At 65.1% G+C, this 13,534-nt stretch carries 14 protein-coding genes; 7 read left to right on the top strand and 7 right to left on the bottom strand.

The window, feature by feature from the left end; translation table 11 throughout:
• Positions 1-92: 92 nt before the first annotated feature.
• On the top strand, positions 93-944 hold the full coding sequence (locus HNQ39_RS14605) for a hypothetical protein (protein WP_184197416.1): 852 nt from the start codon (positions 93-95) through the stop codon (positions 942-944).
• Here the strand turns inward: HNQ39_RS14605 and HNQ39_RS14600 are convergent.
• Positions 917-2,344, bottom strand: a complete 1,428-nt coding sequence (locus HNQ39_RS14600) for a serine hydrolase (protein ID WP_184197413.1) — start codon at positions 2,342-2,344, stop codon at positions 917-919. The genes HNQ39_RS14605 and HNQ39_RS14600 overlap by 28 nt on opposite strands.
• A 21-nt stretch (positions 2,345-2,365) precedes the next feature.
• The gene (locus HNQ39_RS14595; RefSeq protein ID WP_184197411.1) at positions 2,366-3,079 is read right to left on the bottom strand and encodes a hypothetical protein; all 714 of its coding nucleotides are present in this window, start codon (positions 3,077-3,079) and stop codon (positions 2,366-2,368) included.
• A 52-nt stretch (positions 3,080-3,131) separates the two neighbouring features.
• Between HNQ39_RS14595 and HNQ39_RS14590 the strand changes: the two genes are divergently transcribed.
• A complete protein-coding gene (locus tag HNQ39_RS14590) occupies positions 3,132-4,766 on the top strand; it encodes a formate--tetrahydrofolate ligase (protein ID WP_184197408.1) in 1,635 nt (544 codons plus the stop codon).
• Positions 4,767-5,057: 291 nt separating this feature from the next.
• Here HNQ39_RS14590 and HNQ39_RS14585 read toward each other — a convergent pair whose 3' ends face one another.
• The 4 genes from HNQ39_RS14585 to HNQ39_RS14570 all read right to left on the bottom strand — a co-directional run bounded on the left by HNQ39_RS14585 (position 5,058) and on the right by HNQ39_RS14570 (position 9,167).
• A complete protein-coding gene (locus HNQ39_RS14585; RefSeq protein WP_184197405.1) occupies positions 5,058-6,236 on the bottom strand; it encodes a hypothetical protein in 1,179 nt (392 codons plus the stop codon).
• A 153-nt stretch (positions 6,237-6,389) separates the two neighbouring features.
• The gene (locus HNQ39_RS14580) at positions 6,390-7,070 is read right to left on the bottom strand and encodes a response regulator (RefSeq protein ID WP_184197402.1); all 681 of its coding nucleotides are present in this window, start codon (positions 7,068-7,070) and stop codon (positions 6,390-6,392) included.
• A gap of 2 nt (positions 7,071-7,072) precedes the next feature.
• Positions 7,073-8,266 (bottom strand): GAF domain-containing sensor histidine kinase, encoded by a 1,194-nt coding sequence (locus HNQ39_RS14575; RefSeq protein WP_184197399.1) that lies wholly within the window; start codon positions 8,264-8,266, stop codon positions 7,073-7,075.
• Positions 8,259-9,167, bottom strand: coding sequence for a ribokinase (locus tag HNQ39_RS14570; protein WP_184197396.1), 909 nt, complete (start codon positions 9,165-9,167; stop codon positions 8,259-8,261). The genes HNQ39_RS14575 and HNQ39_RS14570 overlap by 8 nt, the downstream gene beginning before the upstream one ends.
• A 209-nt stretch (positions 9,168-9,376) precedes the next feature.
• Here HNQ39_RS14570 and HNQ39_RS14565 point away from each other — a divergent pair, with 209 nt between their 5' ends.
• Genes HNQ39_RS14565 through HNQ39_RS14550 form a run of 4 tightly spaced genes read left to right on the top strand, consistent with a single transcriptional unit; the run spans position 9,377 to position 11,658 of the window.
• Positions 9,377-9,613 carry a hypothetical protein gene (locus HNQ39_RS14565; protein WP_184197393.1) on the top strand — a complete coding sequence of 79 codons (237 nt, stop codon included), beginning with the start codon at positions 9,377-9,379 and terminating at the stop codon, positions 9,611-9,613.
• Positions 9,614-9,649: 36 nt separating this feature from the next.
• Entirely contained in the window at positions 9,650-10,105 is a 456-nt protein-coding gene (locus HNQ39_RS14560; protein WP_184197390.1) for a universal stress protein, read from the top strand.
• A 54-nt stretch (positions 10,106-10,159) separates the two neighbouring features.
• Positions 10,160-10,957 carry a DUF2189 domain-containing protein gene (locus HNQ39_RS14555; protein WP_184197387.1) on the top strand — a complete coding sequence of 266 codons (798 nt, stop codon included), beginning with the start codon at positions 10,160-10,162 and terminating at the stop codon, positions 10,955-10,957.
• A 2-nt stretch (positions 10,958-10,959) separates the two neighbouring features.
• Positions 10,960-11,658 (top strand): hypothetical protein, encoded by a 699-nt coding sequence (locus tag HNQ39_RS14550; protein ID WP_184197384.1) that lies wholly within the window; start codon positions 10,960-10,962, stop codon positions 11,656-11,658.
• Positions 11,659-11,666: 8 nt separating this feature from the next.
• On the opposite strand, the gene hrcA is transcribed toward HNQ39_RS14550, so the two are convergent.
• Positions 11,667-12,716 (bottom strand): heat-inducible transcriptional repressor HrcA, encoded by a 1,050-nt coding sequence (gene hrcA, locus HNQ39_RS14545; protein WP_184197381.1) that lies wholly within the window; start codon positions 12,714-12,716, stop codon positions 11,667-11,669.
• Between the two features lie 65 nt (positions 12,717-12,781).
• On the opposite strand from hrcA, the gene HNQ39_RS14540 reads away from it, so the two are divergent.
• Positions 12,782-13,489, top strand: a complete 708-nt coding sequence (locus tag HNQ39_RS14540) for a hypothetical protein (protein ID WP_184197378.1) — start codon at positions 12,782-12,784, stop codon at positions 13,487-13,489.
• Positions 13,490-13,534: the final 45 nt, after the last annotated feature.

Below are 13,534 nucleotides of genomic sequence, written 5' to 3'. Positions count from 1 at the left end.
ACCAGCTACTCCTCTCTCCTGAGGCGAAAGAAGCACTGGTACAAGCGTCAATTGACGCGCCCCCCCTTGCACGTCGCTATGTCCGTCTGCTCGTGATAAAGAATCGGAAAGGCGGACTCGCCCTCCACCTCCTTGAGGAATCGCTCAACGACACGGACTGGCTCCGGCGGCTGGCCGCGCGTCAGGCACGCGCCGAGGCGACCGAGGAGCAGCTGGTTCGCTGGACACTCCAGCAGAGCACACGTCCCCCCGCCCAGATCGCGCAGACACTCCTTCTGGGCTTGGTCGAGCGCTTCCCCGAGGGCGCACCGCCGGTACTCGATACCCTCCTGCTCTCCCGCTATACTGCACTCCGCCAGACCGCGCAGTTCTATGCAAGAGCGCACCGGAGTGTCACAGACTACTACCAGGGACGCTTCCCGGAGCCGCTTACTCTTATGGGCTGGGCGGAGAGCGGCGGCGGTCTAGAGACTCTAGAGCCCTTCCTCACCGATCCGACACCCATAATTCGTCGGGCGGTGCTGGAGGCTCTTGGGCGACGGGATCCTGAGCGCTATAAGCCACAGCTCCTCGCTGCCCTCAACGATCCAGGCATCGGCCCCACACGCCAAGTAGCCGCCGCGCTTGCCCGGGTGCTACTGAGTAGCGACGAGCCCACGGTCCAGGCGGCACTGGCTCTTACCGCGCCCCCACAGCGGCGCCGCCTGCTGCGCTTGCTGGCGGCACTGCCGTTTTGGAGCGTGCCCGCCGCGCTACTGGAGGCCGCTCCCCAGGAGTGCGCCCACGAGCTAGAGCGCTGGCTTGCCGACCGCCGCCGACTGGTCTCAAAGCCTACCCCGGCCCAGTACGCCCGCCTCAGCGCCGCGCTCTCGCGTTGCCCAGAGCGGCTTTATTCCAGGCTCGCCCGGGAGCTGGCTCAGGCTGCGCGCTTTGTCAAGAGCTGATCCCAGAGGGTTAGACCCGCGACACTTCCGTCGGCCTTGAGGGTGAAGACAATGTCTAGCGCCGCAAAACCGGGCTGCTCGGTCTCGGTGACAAACGTGTCGTGGTGCCAGTGCTTCAGCGGGGTGTCGAATGCCTCCCAGGTGAGGTGGAGCTTGCCGGACTCCTCGCGCACGGTGGCGGTGCCGTAGCCGGGGTCGGTGTAGGTGCCGGTGTAGCTTGCGAGCGGGAGCGACGGCTTGGTGTTCTTGTGGCGCTTCTCGGCCTTGGCTCTCTTGTCGGCGCGGGCTTTCTCCGTGTCTTTCTTGAGCTGGGTGGTAAAGACCGCGTGCCAGTTCTTGCCGTTCTTCACTCCCAGAAGCAGGTCCAGCAGGCTGTTGCGGACGATCTCCGGGAGGTAGCTGGCCATGTTCACCAAGACCACAAAGGCGACTCCCTCACGCGGGCAGACCACCAAGTGGCTCCGGAAGCCGTCGATGGCCCCGCCGTGGGAGAGCACGAGGTGCCCCTGCCAGTCGTAGCGGCTCCAGCCGAGGGTGTAGGTCTGGTGCATCCGGTCGGGGTAGAGCTCGCGGGTGAGGTCCTCAAAGGGGACGATCATCTGCGGCGTGTGGGTCTCGGCGAGGCTCTTGGCACTGACCGGGGTGCCGTCGCCGCCGCCCGAGAGCTGGAAGCGCAGCCAGCCCTCTAGCTCCGCGACACTGGCGTTGATGCAGCCCGCCGGCCCGACATTGAAGAAGTCCAGCGGCGCATCCAGCGCGACCACCTTCCCCTTCTTCTTCTGGTGCGGCCAGGCATGGTTCTCCGTGGCGACCAGCCCCGGCCCGGAAAACGTGACTGAGTGCATCCTGAGTGGCTCGAGCAGGCGGGTCTTGAGGAAGGTCTCAAAGGGCATCCCCGCCGCCGCCGCGACCGCCTCGCCCGCCGCGGAGAAGCAGAGGTTGCTGTACTGGTAGAGCCCCCGGTAGGTGGCAGTCGGCTTGAGAAACGCCATGCGGGCCAAGATCTCCTCGCGCTTGAGGTTCGTGCGGTACCAGAGCGAGTCGTGGCGCGGCAGGCCCGTGCGGTGGCAGAGCAGGTCCCGGATCGTCACGTTGGCATCGGCGGCGGGATCGAGCAGGCGAAAGCCAGGAAGGTGCTTGCGCACCGGATCGTCCCAGCTCATCTTTCCCTCGTCCACCAAGCACGCGCAGGCCGTGGCCGTGAACGCCTTGCTCACACTGGCGATGGGAAAGAGTGTCGTCGGCTCGATGGCATCGTCGCTGCCGAGCTTCTTGATCCCGTAGCCCTGGACATAGCTCCCCTCGGGGGTCACCACGGCAACCGCGGCTCCCGGAGCGCCCGTCACGCGCAGGGCACGGGTGACAAGGGCATCGATCTTGGCAATCTTGGTCGTGTTCATGCGGGCATTGTACCTGCCCTGCTACTTCACCTGCTGGAGCCCCGCTTGTCCCACAAAGGTGCTGAGTGTGTGTACCAGCTTGTCATCTGGCGCATCGGCCTGGTAGGTGCGCTTGAGGAGCCACTTATCGCTATCGTACCAGTCGGTCCAGCGCTCGATCAGGGTGACCTTGCCATCGTCTTTGGTGAGTGTCCGCTCGGAGTCGATGCGCCATGCCTTGAAGTTCCCCAGCCGCGTGCTGATCTGCTCCTGCCCCACAACCCGCGCCGTCTGCCGTTCCGTCCCGTTCCCCGTTCCCCAGCTCTTTGCCCCCGAGTCGAAGGTCTGCCCCGCGACAAGCGGCGAGGGAACCATGAGGGGAAAGCTGGTGATGACACCATCCAAGTAGCCACGCCCATCACTCACCGCGTCCCCCCACTGGATCGCGCCGGTCGCGCTCTGCTGGAGGGAGTAGTCGCAGGAGCGTGTTTGCCAGTCCTTCTGGTAGCCCGGGAGCGCTCCCCAGTAGCGGTGGGTAATCCGCAGCACCAGGCTCCGCACGCCCTGGGGATTCGGGGCAGAGGCCGTGACGATCTCATAGCGGTAGGTCTCCTGCCAGTCTAGCTCGGGGACTTCCTTGAAGTTCCATGCATCGCCCTGCTGGAGCAGGCGCAGGTTTGGTTTGGAGACTTTTGTGGGGACGCCCCTGCATCCGACAAGCACTAACAACATCAACAACGGCCAGCGGTTTTTCATGCACTTTCAGTCGCGTGGCGCACAGGAAAGTTGCAACGGGTAAACTCTTTCCATGCAACCTATTTCCGAGATCGCCCACAGCCTGGGCCTCACCGACGATGAGTTTGAGCCCTATGGCCGCCAGATCGCCAAGCTACCGCTGAGTGTTTTAGAGAAGCGCAAGGGTGGGCCGCAGGGAAAATTAGTGCTGGTGACCGCGATCACCCCCACCCCCGCGGGCGAGGGCAAGACCACCACGACCATTGGTCTGACCATGGGCCTGAACAAGCTCGGGGTGAAGGCGGTCGCGGCGCTGCGGGAGCCGTCGCTGGGGCCGGTCTTTGGTGTCAAGGGCGGCGCGACCGGGGGAGGCAAGGCGCGGATCGAGCCCAGCGACCAGATCAACCTGCACTTCACGGGGGATTTGCATGCCATCACGGCGGCCAACAACCTCCTGGCGGCGATGATCGACAACTACCTGCTAGCGGGCAATCCCAAGCGCCTCGACCCGCGCTCGGTCAGCTTCCAGCGCTGCCTGGACATGAACGACCGGGCGCTCCGCAAGCTCATCACGGGCCTCGGCGGCAAGAGCGAGGGGGTTCCGCGTGAGACCGGGGTCGAGATCACCGCAGCCAGCGAGGTCATGGCGACTCTCTGCCTGGCGGAGGGCTACGCCGACCTGAAGAAGCGCCTCGCACGGATTGTCGTGGGCACCGACGAGACCAATGAGCCGGTGACGGCGGCGGATATCCAGGCGGAGGGCGGGATGGCGGTGCTACTCAAGGACGCGCTCAAGCCGAACTTGGTGCAGACCATCGAGGGAAATCCCGTGATTGTCCATGGCGGCCCCTTTGCCAATATCGCCCATGGCTGCAACTCCGTGATCGCCACCCGGCTCGCGCTGGCGCTGGGCGAGGTCTGTGTGACCGAGGCGGGCTTTGGTGCCGATCTCGGGGCGGAGAAGTTCCTCGATATCAAGATGCGGCAAGCCGGACTCGCTCCCGACATGGTGGTCCTCGTGGCGACCCTGCGCGCGCTCAAGATGCACGGGGGCGTCCCGCTCGATAGCCTCAAGGCCGAGAACTTAGTGGCGCTGGAGGCGGGCTTCTCTAATCTCGCACGCCACGCCGAGAACCTCAAGAAGTTCGGGCTCCCGGTCGTGATCGCCATCAACCGCTTCCCCACCGACACGCCTGGCGAGGAAGAGGCACTCGAAAAACTCTGCAAGGCACATGGGCTGAAAGTGGCGCTCTCGGATGTCTTTGGTGCCGGTGGCGCGGGCGGCGAGGTGCTGGCCCGGCTGGTAACCGAGACCCTGGCGACCGAGACCGCGAGCTTTGCGCCGCTCTACCCCGATAGCCTGCCGCTTCGCAAGAAGATCGAGACGGTCGCAAAAGAGATCTACCGCGCCGATGGGGTCGAGTTCCTGCCCGCGGCCAAGAACCGGCTGGCCTACCTCACCAAGCGTGGCTACGGCAACCTGCCGGTCTGTATCGCCAAGACCCAGTACTCTTTTTCGGACGATCCCACGAAGCTGGCGGCCCCCGTGGGGCACACGCTGACGATCCGAGATGCCAAGCTCTCGGCAGGAGCAGGGTTTGTGGTGGCCTACGCGGGGACTCTCCTCACCATGCCCGGCCTCCCCAAGCGCCCCGCCGCGCTGGACATGCACCTCAGCGACGACGGTGAGATCTCCGGGGTGATGTAGGGCTGGCCGGGGATTTGCCGGGGGCTGAAAGTCCCCGGCACAGGGGAGGGAGCGCCCCGTGGGCGCGGAGAGCGCTTGTTTCTGCGCGTCCTCGGGACGCTCCTTACCTTCTGCCGGGGCATTCATTCCCCGACCAGCCCCCGGCCCAAATTGGCGCGGCCCGGGTAGGTTGTCCTACCCGGGCCGCTTTATTATTCTCAATCCACCTAACTCAAACTAAAAATCTCTTCGAAGAGAGACAGATGCAGGGGCCGTGCCAGAGTGGGTACTAGCCGAAAAACCCCGTAAAGCTTACGGCCAGGTGAGTGCGGGGATGGTTGTCAGGAGCGACTCACCATCGGAGGCGACAATCTGGCTGCCATCGGCGAGGCGTAGTAGGCGTAGGCGCGTGCCGTCGGTGATGAGCTCGGCCTTGAAGGTATCGCCGGTGAAGCGGTAGCGGTGCAGGCCCGCGGCCGGGTCGGGGAGGCGCTCTAGTGTCAGCTCGTCGGGGAGGCCATCGTGCATCAGGAGCAGGACGCCATCGTGCTGGGTGCCCACGGTCGGGAAGCCCTTCTCCCAGAGCGCCGTGGCAAAGAGCTGTGGCGGAAAGAGCGGGAGCGCGTCGTCGTCGGGGAGGATCGTCCGCGAGGTCTGGGGAGCGTCCAAGGTCCAGCTCAGCTCCTGCGCCTCCACCAGCCCCACAAACGGCTTTCCTGGGAAGCTATTCTCGATGCGCTGGGGCTTGCCGCTGCTATCGGTTGTCACGCTTCCAGGGAGCGAGCGGCCATCGACAATGGCCCGGATCGTGTAGCCACCGTCCTTGGGCTCCGCGCGGAGCGAGTAGCCCGGCTCGCGATAGGTCATGGTCAGCACGCCGTCGTCGCTCTTGGTCAGGGGCGAGGCCGCCCGGAGCGGTGCGCTCACAAAGGGCGGGTCGGCCCGGAGGAGCTCGCCGGACGGCCCCAGGTAGAGCGTGCTCCGCTGGGTCTTTCCGGTCAGCCAGAGCTTGATGCTGGCGCGGTAGCGCTGGGCGAGCACCCGCTTGGTCCCCACGACCATCGACTCGGTTCCCGCGGGCGTGAGCTCCACCCGATCGAGGCCGGGGCGCTCGCTGGCGTAGCCCAGCTGCCAGAAGCGCAGGGGCTTGCTCCCTAGCTCCTCGATGCGCTTTCCCAGAAAGAGCCGCAGGTCGTGGAAGGTGAGCAGAGGGGCATCGAGGGGTAGCGCGCCTCCTTGGGGCCGCTGGAGCCGCCAGCCGCCCTTGAGGGGGAGTGCCTCCCAGCGGGTCAGCTTCCCTACCACACTTGCGGTCGCGCCGCTCACCGCATAGGGCCGAAACACCGAGCGGGTATCGTCGGAGTCCACTTGTACCGCGCCCTCGGCGGTGGTGGGAAGGGTCAAGCGCGCCGTGGTTCGAGTGCCATCGGCGAGGCTGATGCGGTAGGAGATGGGATCGGCCAGGAGAAGGCAGAGAAACGCAGCGAGCATGCCTAGTGCTTCGACAAGAGGGGGGCGTTTTCCTGCCCCCTCAGCGTATTGCCTCCCCCCGCTCGTGCCTCGCGACCCCCTCCGGCTTCGCGAAGGGGGATGGGCGGCACGCCCTTTACAGCGGAGCCTGCGACGCTCTCCAGCCCCCCCCCTCTAACGGGGGTGGTGGGTCGAGAGCTTGGGCAGATCGGCCTCGCTCACCAGGCCCTGACGGGCGGCCCAGACCGCGGCCTGCACCCGATCCGAGACCCCGAGCTTGCCGATGATGTGCTCGACATGGGTCTTGACGGTCCCTTCGCTGATAAAGAGCACACCCGCGATCTCCCGGTTGGGGAGCCCAGTGGCGACCAGCTTGAGCACCTCCTCCTCGCGGCGGGTGAGCGGCTCGATCAAGTCCGCAGCCTGCACCGACTCCCCGACCACGCGGAGCGAGCGGATCAGGTCCTGGGTGGAGAGGAGCTGCTCGCCGCGGAGGACGGCGCGCATGGCCTCCAGGAGGGTCTCATGGTCGATTCCTTTGAGCAGGTAGCCCGCTGCTCCCCCCGCGACGGCGCGGGCCATGTAGGTCGGGTTGTCGTAGGTAGAGAGCATCAGCACGACAGTCTTGGGCAGAGCAGCTTTAATCGCCACGAGGGCGCTGAAGCCATCGCCGCCCGCCATACGAATGTCGAGTAAGACCAGCTCGGGCGTGGTCTCCTGCACCACCGCAATGCCTTCGTCGCCGGAGGCCGCCTCGCCCACGACCTCGAACTCCGTCCCCCGGAGCATCGCCTTGACACCACCTCGGACAATGGCATGGTCATCGACCAGCACGACACGAAACCTCTCACTCATCGTCACTCTTCTTCCTCTTGGTAGGGAATGGGCACGGTCACGGTTAGCTGCGTGCCTTGCCCGGGAGCGCTCTCGATCTGCAGCGTCCCCTCCAGCAGGCGCACCCGCTCGGTCATCCCATGGAGCCCAATATGTTTATCGTCGGCGTGGGAGCGCCCCGGCTCAAACCCATGGCCATCGTCGGTGACACTCAGGGTCAGCTGGGTCTCGTCCTCCCGGAGCAGGGCGACCTGAACCCGGCGTGCCCCCGCGTGCTTGCGGGCGTTGGTGAGCGCCTCCTGTGCCACCCGGTAGAGCGCGGTCACCACGGGGGTGGCGAAGCGCTCGCCCTCGACATTGTGCAGAAAGTCCGCCTCCGCCCAGCCCGCGCGGCTCTTCTCCTCTTGGACCAGCTGCGCCAGTGCTCCTGCCAGCCCCATGTCATCGAGTGCCAGGGAGCGTAGCCCATTGACCAGCCGCCGCGACTCCACCACGGCGTCCTTGAGGTACTTCAGCCCCAGCATCAGGTCATCGTCGGCGGTCCCGTGCACCCGCTGAAACGCCGAGAGGTGCATGTGCGCGGCCATGACATACTGGGTAAGCCCATCGTGAAGATCGTAGGCGACTGCGCGGCGCTCTTCTTCTTGCGCGGTGATCAGCCCGGCTACCAGCGCTCGCTGGCGCTTGAGCAGCTGCCAGTTACGGATGGCGACCGCCAGGTGCATCGAGAGCGCCAGGATCGTCCGCTCGTCCGCCTCGGTGAAGCCACCGGGCTTCTCCGTGAGGTAGATGCTCCCGAGAACCGTCGTTTCGTAGCGAATGGGCACCCCGAGAAAGCTCTCCATCGGCGGGTGGTGGGCCGGTATTCCCGCGGACATCGGGTGGGCGGTGAGAGACTCTAGCCGGAGGGGGGTCTCACGGTGGAGGAGCAGCCCCAGCACCCCGACACCGTGTGGCTTGGCACCGATGGCGCGCTCCTGCTCGTGGGTGAGCCCAGCGGTGAGGAACTCCTCCAGTACTGCGCCATCGGCGCGTGCCACGCCAATGGCGCAGTACTGGGCACCAATGAGCTGCCGTGCAGACTCGGCGAACTGGCGCAGGGCCTCCTCGCCGGTCTGGCTGGCAAGGATCTCCGTGTGGATACGGTCGGAGACCCCTTGAAGCTGTTCCACCGCACTCACCTGAGCTTGGAGCCGCTCTAGCTGATCCTCACGCATTGGGGGCATTGTACCTTGCCACCACCTCCGCACGGTAGGGCAGGCCGGGCTGGGCACCGGGGCGGGTGACCTTGAGGGCGGCGGCGGCGCAGGCGAAGCGGATCGCATCGGGGAGGGAGGCACCTTGGGCAAGCTCGACCGCCAGCGCTCCGGTGAAGCAGTCCCCCGCCGCGACCGTATCGACCGCGGTCACCGCGGGAGCCGCAAAGGTCTGGGGCACCTCTCCGAGCTGCTCCAGACGCGCCCCCTCGGCGCCCAGCGTGGTGACAAGGGTCGCGACCCCGGCACGTAAGAGCGCCTCGCTCCCTCCGAGCAGGGTAAGCTCGCTCTGGTTGGGCGTGAGGATCGTCACTTTTTGCAGGAGCTCTGCGGGCAAGGGACGCGCCGGTGCGGGGTTGAGAATCACCGGGATGCCCCGCGCGTGGCCGGCCTCCACCGCCGCAAAGACCGCGTCATCGGGGATCTCCAGGGAGACAAGCACGGCAGCGGCACCGTCGAAGGCAGCGCGGGCCGCTGCGAGCGCGATGTCGTCGGCGCTCAGGCAGGCATTGGCCCCGGGCGCGACCACGATACTATTCTCGCCCGTCTTCTCATCGACCGCGATCAGCGCCACCCCCGATGCCACTCCTGGTGTCGCAAAGACAAAGCGTGTGTCGAGCCCCTCGCGGGCAAACCCCTCCCGCGCCAGAGCCCCGTAGGCATCGTCACCGAGCCGCGCCACAAAGCGGACACCGCCCCCCAGCCGCGCCGCCGCGACTGCCTGGTTGGCTCCCTTGCCTCCGGGGATGGTCTGGAGCGCGCCGCCCAAGACAGTCTGCCCCGGCGCGGGAATCTGCGTGACCGAGACGACCAAGTCCGTATTGGAGCTCCCGACGACAACAAGAATTGGCTTTGGATTCATGTGGGCATTTTACGGCACCGAGGAGGGCCTTTTGCACGAATCGTTGGTTCGCCCAATGGAATTGGGCGTCATCAGTGGCGTCGTCCCTCCGCCATGGCAGACGCCGGTTTCCAACCGGCGGCGGAGCGATTCATGAAAAAGGAACCGAGGAGAGAGAATCCGCCATTTCGAGGAGGTGTTTTAGCGGTCGAAGCGGTTATGCTGACAGCATGAGTCGGACTGCGGATGGACGCTGCTTGCACTGTGACGGCATAGGCTGTGAGGCCTCGGTGCCGGTTCCGGTGTTGCTCGGCGGTGTTCGTCCTAGTCCTGCCGCCCCGCCCCGCTGGCTCTTCGTCCAGGAGCAAGAGGCCTGGAAGCACTACTGCCCTGCCTGCGCCCTGAAGATCGTCGCCAGCCGCCGAATCCGTCGTTTTGCGGATTCTCTCCCCTCCGATCCGGCCTAAAATCAAGCCATCAACGACCTTTACTGGAGCCTCAAAATGAAACTAGAACCTCTCTTTCGAATCGCCTACACCAAGATCCTCGTGCCGGTAGACTGCACCCCGACATCGCTCAATGTGGTGCTACAAGCGGCGCGCCTCATGGTTCCTCTCACCGGCGCGCAGATGACCCTCCTGGCCCATGTCCCCCCGACCGAGGGCACGTCCCCCGAGATGGACACGATCCGCCAGGCACGCTGGAAACACGCGGAGCAGGCGCTCGATGTCGCCCGGAAGTCCCTGCGCGACTACGGCTACTATGTCCGCACCCGCATCCAGGTCGCAGAGGACGCCTCCCAGGCTCTCCACGCCGAGGTTCTGGAGAACCACTACGACCTCACCGTCATTGGGAGCCACTTCGGCCACCGCGAGGAGCCCTGCGCACCGTCGGAGGCCGACAAGCTCCTGCAAGGCTTCCCTGTGCCCGTGGTGGTGGTGGATAGCCGCGGCAAGTAGCACAAAAAAAGCCGAGACGCTATACTGGGGCTGTTGAGATAGGAGAACAGCCCCATGTATTCTGGTCAAGGACAGACCCCTAGCCCCCAGCCCCCCAGCTACACCCCGCAGCGCACTCAGTTTGAGTTTGTCGGGGAGTCGTTTCAGCTCTTGCAGAGGCAGCTCGGTGCCTGGGTAGGTGCTGCAGCGGTCGCCTTTGCCGCAATTATCGCGGTGGTCGCTCCCTTCTACGCCTCACTCGGGGCCATCTTTCTTCAGATGCTCCGCCGGGGCGACTCCAAGCTCGATCCCTCTGTCTTGGTGGGGCTCGTTGGACCTATGCTCTTTATGATCCTGGGGCTGACGATCCTCGGGACCGTGACCCATGCGGGCCTCCAGATGATGGGGATCAAGCAGCTCCGCGGCCACCAGCTCAAGGTCGGGGATATCTTTGGCAGCTTCTCCAAGTTTGGGAGTGTCTTTGGCCTGAACGTTCTGATGGTGCTGGTGCATCTTGCGGTGGGGATTGTCTGTGGGCTGGTGCTCCAGTTCCTAGGCCCCTTTGCCAACCTGGTCTCCATGATCCCCGGTGCCGTCCTCATGGGCCTCTTCTCCCTCGCCCTGCCGCTGGTGCTGGACCAGAACAAGTCGCCGATGGACGCGCTAAAAGAGAGCGCGAACAAGGTCCGCTCCGAGCTGTGGATCGTGACGGCCTACATGGCTATCTTGACCGCAATCTCCCAGCTCGGAGGACTCGCCTGCCTAGTGGGTGCCCTCTTTACCATCCCCATCCTCTCGATTGGCTCGTCGCTTCTCTACCGTGCGTTCTACCCCGAGCGCTTTGGTGTGGCAGATATGAGCGAGGGAGGCTAGCCATGTACCCTCCGCCGTCGACGCATCTCAATATCGGGCTGGCCACCCATGCCTGGGCGCTCTACCGCAAGTACCCGTGGCAGTGGATCGCCGCGGCGAGCATTGCCTGCGGTATCCAGGCCGCGCTCTGGCTGCTGATCGTTCGGCTGGTCGAGCGCCCCGAGCCAGAGAGCACGAGCCCTGCCCTCTACTACCTCTTTATCATGGGCCTCTTGGCGCTGATCTCGGGGTGCAACAATCTCTTTCAGGTGGGGCTCTGTCGGCTCGCACTAGACCAGCTTGCGGGGGAGCCCTTGCGGCTGGGGCGGCTGTTCAAACCAACCGCAGGTATTGGAGTGACACTGGTCACGTCGTTTGTAGTGGCCTTGGTTACCCAGCTCGGCTATGGGATGTTCTACATTCCGGGGCTGGTGCTCCAGGGCGTGTTTCTACTGGTCACCCCGATCCTGGCCGAGCGTAAGCTGGGGATGCAGGCGACCCTGAAGCTGAGTGTGGAGACCCTCCAGCCCGAGCTCATCAATGCGATTCTCTTCGCGATGTTCCTGGACTTCTTAACGGGTTTTGCGGGCTCGGCGATGTCGTCGCCGGTCTGGCCCCTGACGCTGGCGGGGGTGATCGTGATCTACCCGCTGGTGCCGCAGATCCAGGCGCTTCTCTACCGGAGCTACTTCCCCTACCGCACCTACGAGTACCGGGGCTAGAGCGGCCGCTACGCGGTGGCGGCGAGGCTGGTGAGGAGGCCGGAGAGCGCCTGGGCGAGGAAGCGCACGTGCGTGACCGCGACCCCGTAGTCCATGCGGGTGGGGCCGATCACCCCGATACTGCCCCGCTCGCGGGTTCCGACAAAATACGGCGACGATACCACGGCAAACGACTGGAGCTCGGGGCGGCCCAGCTCCTTGCCGATCCGCACCTCGACATCCTTCTCGGCGGCCTCCATGCGCAGGAGCTCCAGCATCGCGGCGCGCTCCTGGAGCATCACAAAGAACTGGCTCAGGCACTCAACATCGCGAAACTCGGGCTGGGCCAGGACGCTCTGCGAGCCCTCCACAAAGACCGGGACATTCTCCGCCACGCTCTGGATCACCAGTGCCAGCTCGCGCACGAGCCGCTGCCAGAGCCGCCCCAGTCCCGCAAGCTCACTGGGCGCGGCCTCGGTCTCTCGTACCGTGCGACGGAGCTCGGTGAGGGGCTTGTCACAGAAGTGGGCGGTGAGGGCATTGGCAAGGATCAGGGCATCGGTCGCGCTAAGAGGTGCCTCGGCCAAGAGCCGGTGCTCCGTGCGTCCCGTGGAGAAAAGAAAGACCAGGAGGGCCTTATCCGCCGCCGCCGACGAGAGAAAGACCTGGCGTAGGTAGGTCTCATCGGGGGCCTCCGGCGAGGTCGCCACCGCAGGGAGCTGGGTGAGCTGGGTCAGGAGCTGACAGGTCTTGCGCAGGATCGCATCGAGCTCACTCTCGGCGGAGCGCAGGGCCTGCTGGATCTGGAGGCGCTCTAGGCGTGCCAGGGGGGAGAGTACCATCAGCCGATTGACATAGAAGCGGTAGCCAAGGTCGGAGGGGACGCGACCGGCGGAGGTATGGGGCTGGCGCAGAAACCCACGCTCACTCAGCTCTGCCAGCTCATTGCGAACCGTGGCCGACTTTACCCCAAGCTCGTAGCGTTCGACGAGCAGATGGGAGCCAACAGGTTCCGCCGTGAGGACATAGTCCTGAACAACCGCATTGAGAATCCGCTGCTTACGCAGATCGAGGTCCATTGCCTCGCTATTTTAACGAGGTGTGAGGGAATTGTCAATCGAAAATAAGATATAATTGCGGCATTATGAGATATGCCTGGATTGCCCTGTCACTGCTGATGGCTGCCCCTGTTGTCGGTGCACACGCTCAAGACAACAACGCGGCCCCTGCCTCCCGCGCACCACGCCTGCGGCCCCTGGAGACGGTTCTCCAGGCCCTGACCAAGAACGCGGGAATCACCGTGATCGCGGAGTCGTCGCTGGCGGGAACGCAAGCGGCCTACCCGAGTGTTACGGCCACGCCCGAGAACCTGGAGAGCCTGCTGGATGCGGTCGCCAAGTCCCTGCCCCCCGGGACGATCTGGAAGAAGGCGATGCTCCCGGTGAGCACCCGCTTCTACAAGGGCGATGATGTCGCGGACTTCCTGGATGCCCAAACCAAGATGCTCGGGCGTACTCCCCCCGCCAGTGAGCAGGCCTCGGTGGAGATCCTGGGACAGAAGCTCACCCCGGAGAAGGCCGCTCCCGTGGTGAGTACGCTGGGGCTTAAGCCGGTCTATGTTCTCATCAACCCCAACAACCGCCGCAACCGCTCTGCCGATGGCCTTGGGGCAGCCAATGGCCAGACCGACTTCTCCCAAGTGCTAGGGAGCTTTATGACGATGGATCCCGCCGCCCGCATGAAGCTCATGCAGCAGTTCGGCCAGATGATGCAGAACATGAGCCCGGACCAGCGCCGACAGCTCTTTGGCGGAGGCGGCGGCGCTCCCGGCCGCGCGATTCCTCCCAAGTAACACAAAAGCGCCCTCCGCAAGCCCGGCTTGCGGAGGGCGCTTTTT

Origin of the sequence: Armatimonas rosea, from assembly GCF_014202505.1 — a bacterium.
In the GTDB taxonomy this organism is placed as follows: domain Bacteria; phylum Armatimonadota; class Armatimonadia; order Armatimonadales; family Armatimonadaceae; genus Armatimonas; species Armatimonas rosea.
The sequence above is the reverse complement of the archived record's forward strand: the minus strand, read 5'-3'. Positions and strand labels throughout refer to the sequence as shown.

Coding starts and splice junctions, on each gene's coding strand:
- HNQ39_RS14600 (WP_184197413.1), bottom strand. CDS start 2,344: ATGAACACGACCAAGATTGCCAAGATCGATGCCCTTGTCACCCGTGCC.
- HNQ39_RS14595 (WP_184197411.1), bottom strand. CDS start 3,079: ATGAAAAACCGCTGGCCGTTGTTGATGTTGTTAGTGCTTGTCGGATGC.
- HNQ39_RS14590 (WP_184197408.1), top strand. CDS start 3,132: ATGCAACCTATTTCCGAGATCGCCCACAGCCTGGGCCTCACCGACGAT.
- HNQ39_RS14585 (WP_184197405.1), bottom strand. CDS start 6,236: ATGCTCGCTGCGTTTCTCTGCCTTCTCCTGGCCGATCCCATCTCCTAC.
- HNQ39_RS14580 (WP_184197402.1), bottom strand. CDS start 7,070: ATGAGTGAGAGGTTTCGTGTCGTGCTGGTCGATGACCATGCCATTGTC.
- HNQ39_RS14575 (WP_184197399.1), bottom strand. CDS start 8,266: ATGCGTGAGGATCAGCTAGAGCGGCTCCAAGCTCAGGTGAGTGCGGTG.
- HNQ39_RS14570 (WP_184197396.1), bottom strand. CDS start 9,167: ATGAATCCAAAGCCAATTCTTGTTGTCGTCGGGAGCTCCAATACGGAC.
- HNQ39_RS14565 (WP_184197393.1), top strand. CDS start 9,377: ATGAGTCGGACTGCGGATGGACGCTGCTTGCACTGTGACGGCATAGGC.
- HNQ39_RS14560 (WP_184197390.1), top strand. CDS start 9,650: ATGAAACTAGAACCTCTCTTTCGAATCGCCTACACCAAGATCCTCGTG.
- HNQ39_RS14555 (WP_184197387.1), top strand. CDS start 10,160: ATGTATTCTGGTCAAGGACAGACCCCTAGCCCCCAGCCCCCCAGCTAC.
- HNQ39_RS14550 (WP_184197384.1), top strand. CDS start 10,960: ATGTACCCTCCGCCGTCGACGCATCTCAATATCGGGCTGGCCACCCAT.
- hrcA (WP_184197381.1), bottom strand. CDS start 12,716: ATGGACCTCGATCTGCGTAAGCAGCGGATTCTCAATGCGGTTGTTCAG.
- HNQ39_RS14540 (WP_184197378.1), top strand. CDS start 12,782: ATGAGATATGCCTGGATTGCCCTGTCACTGCTGATGGCTGCCCCTGTT.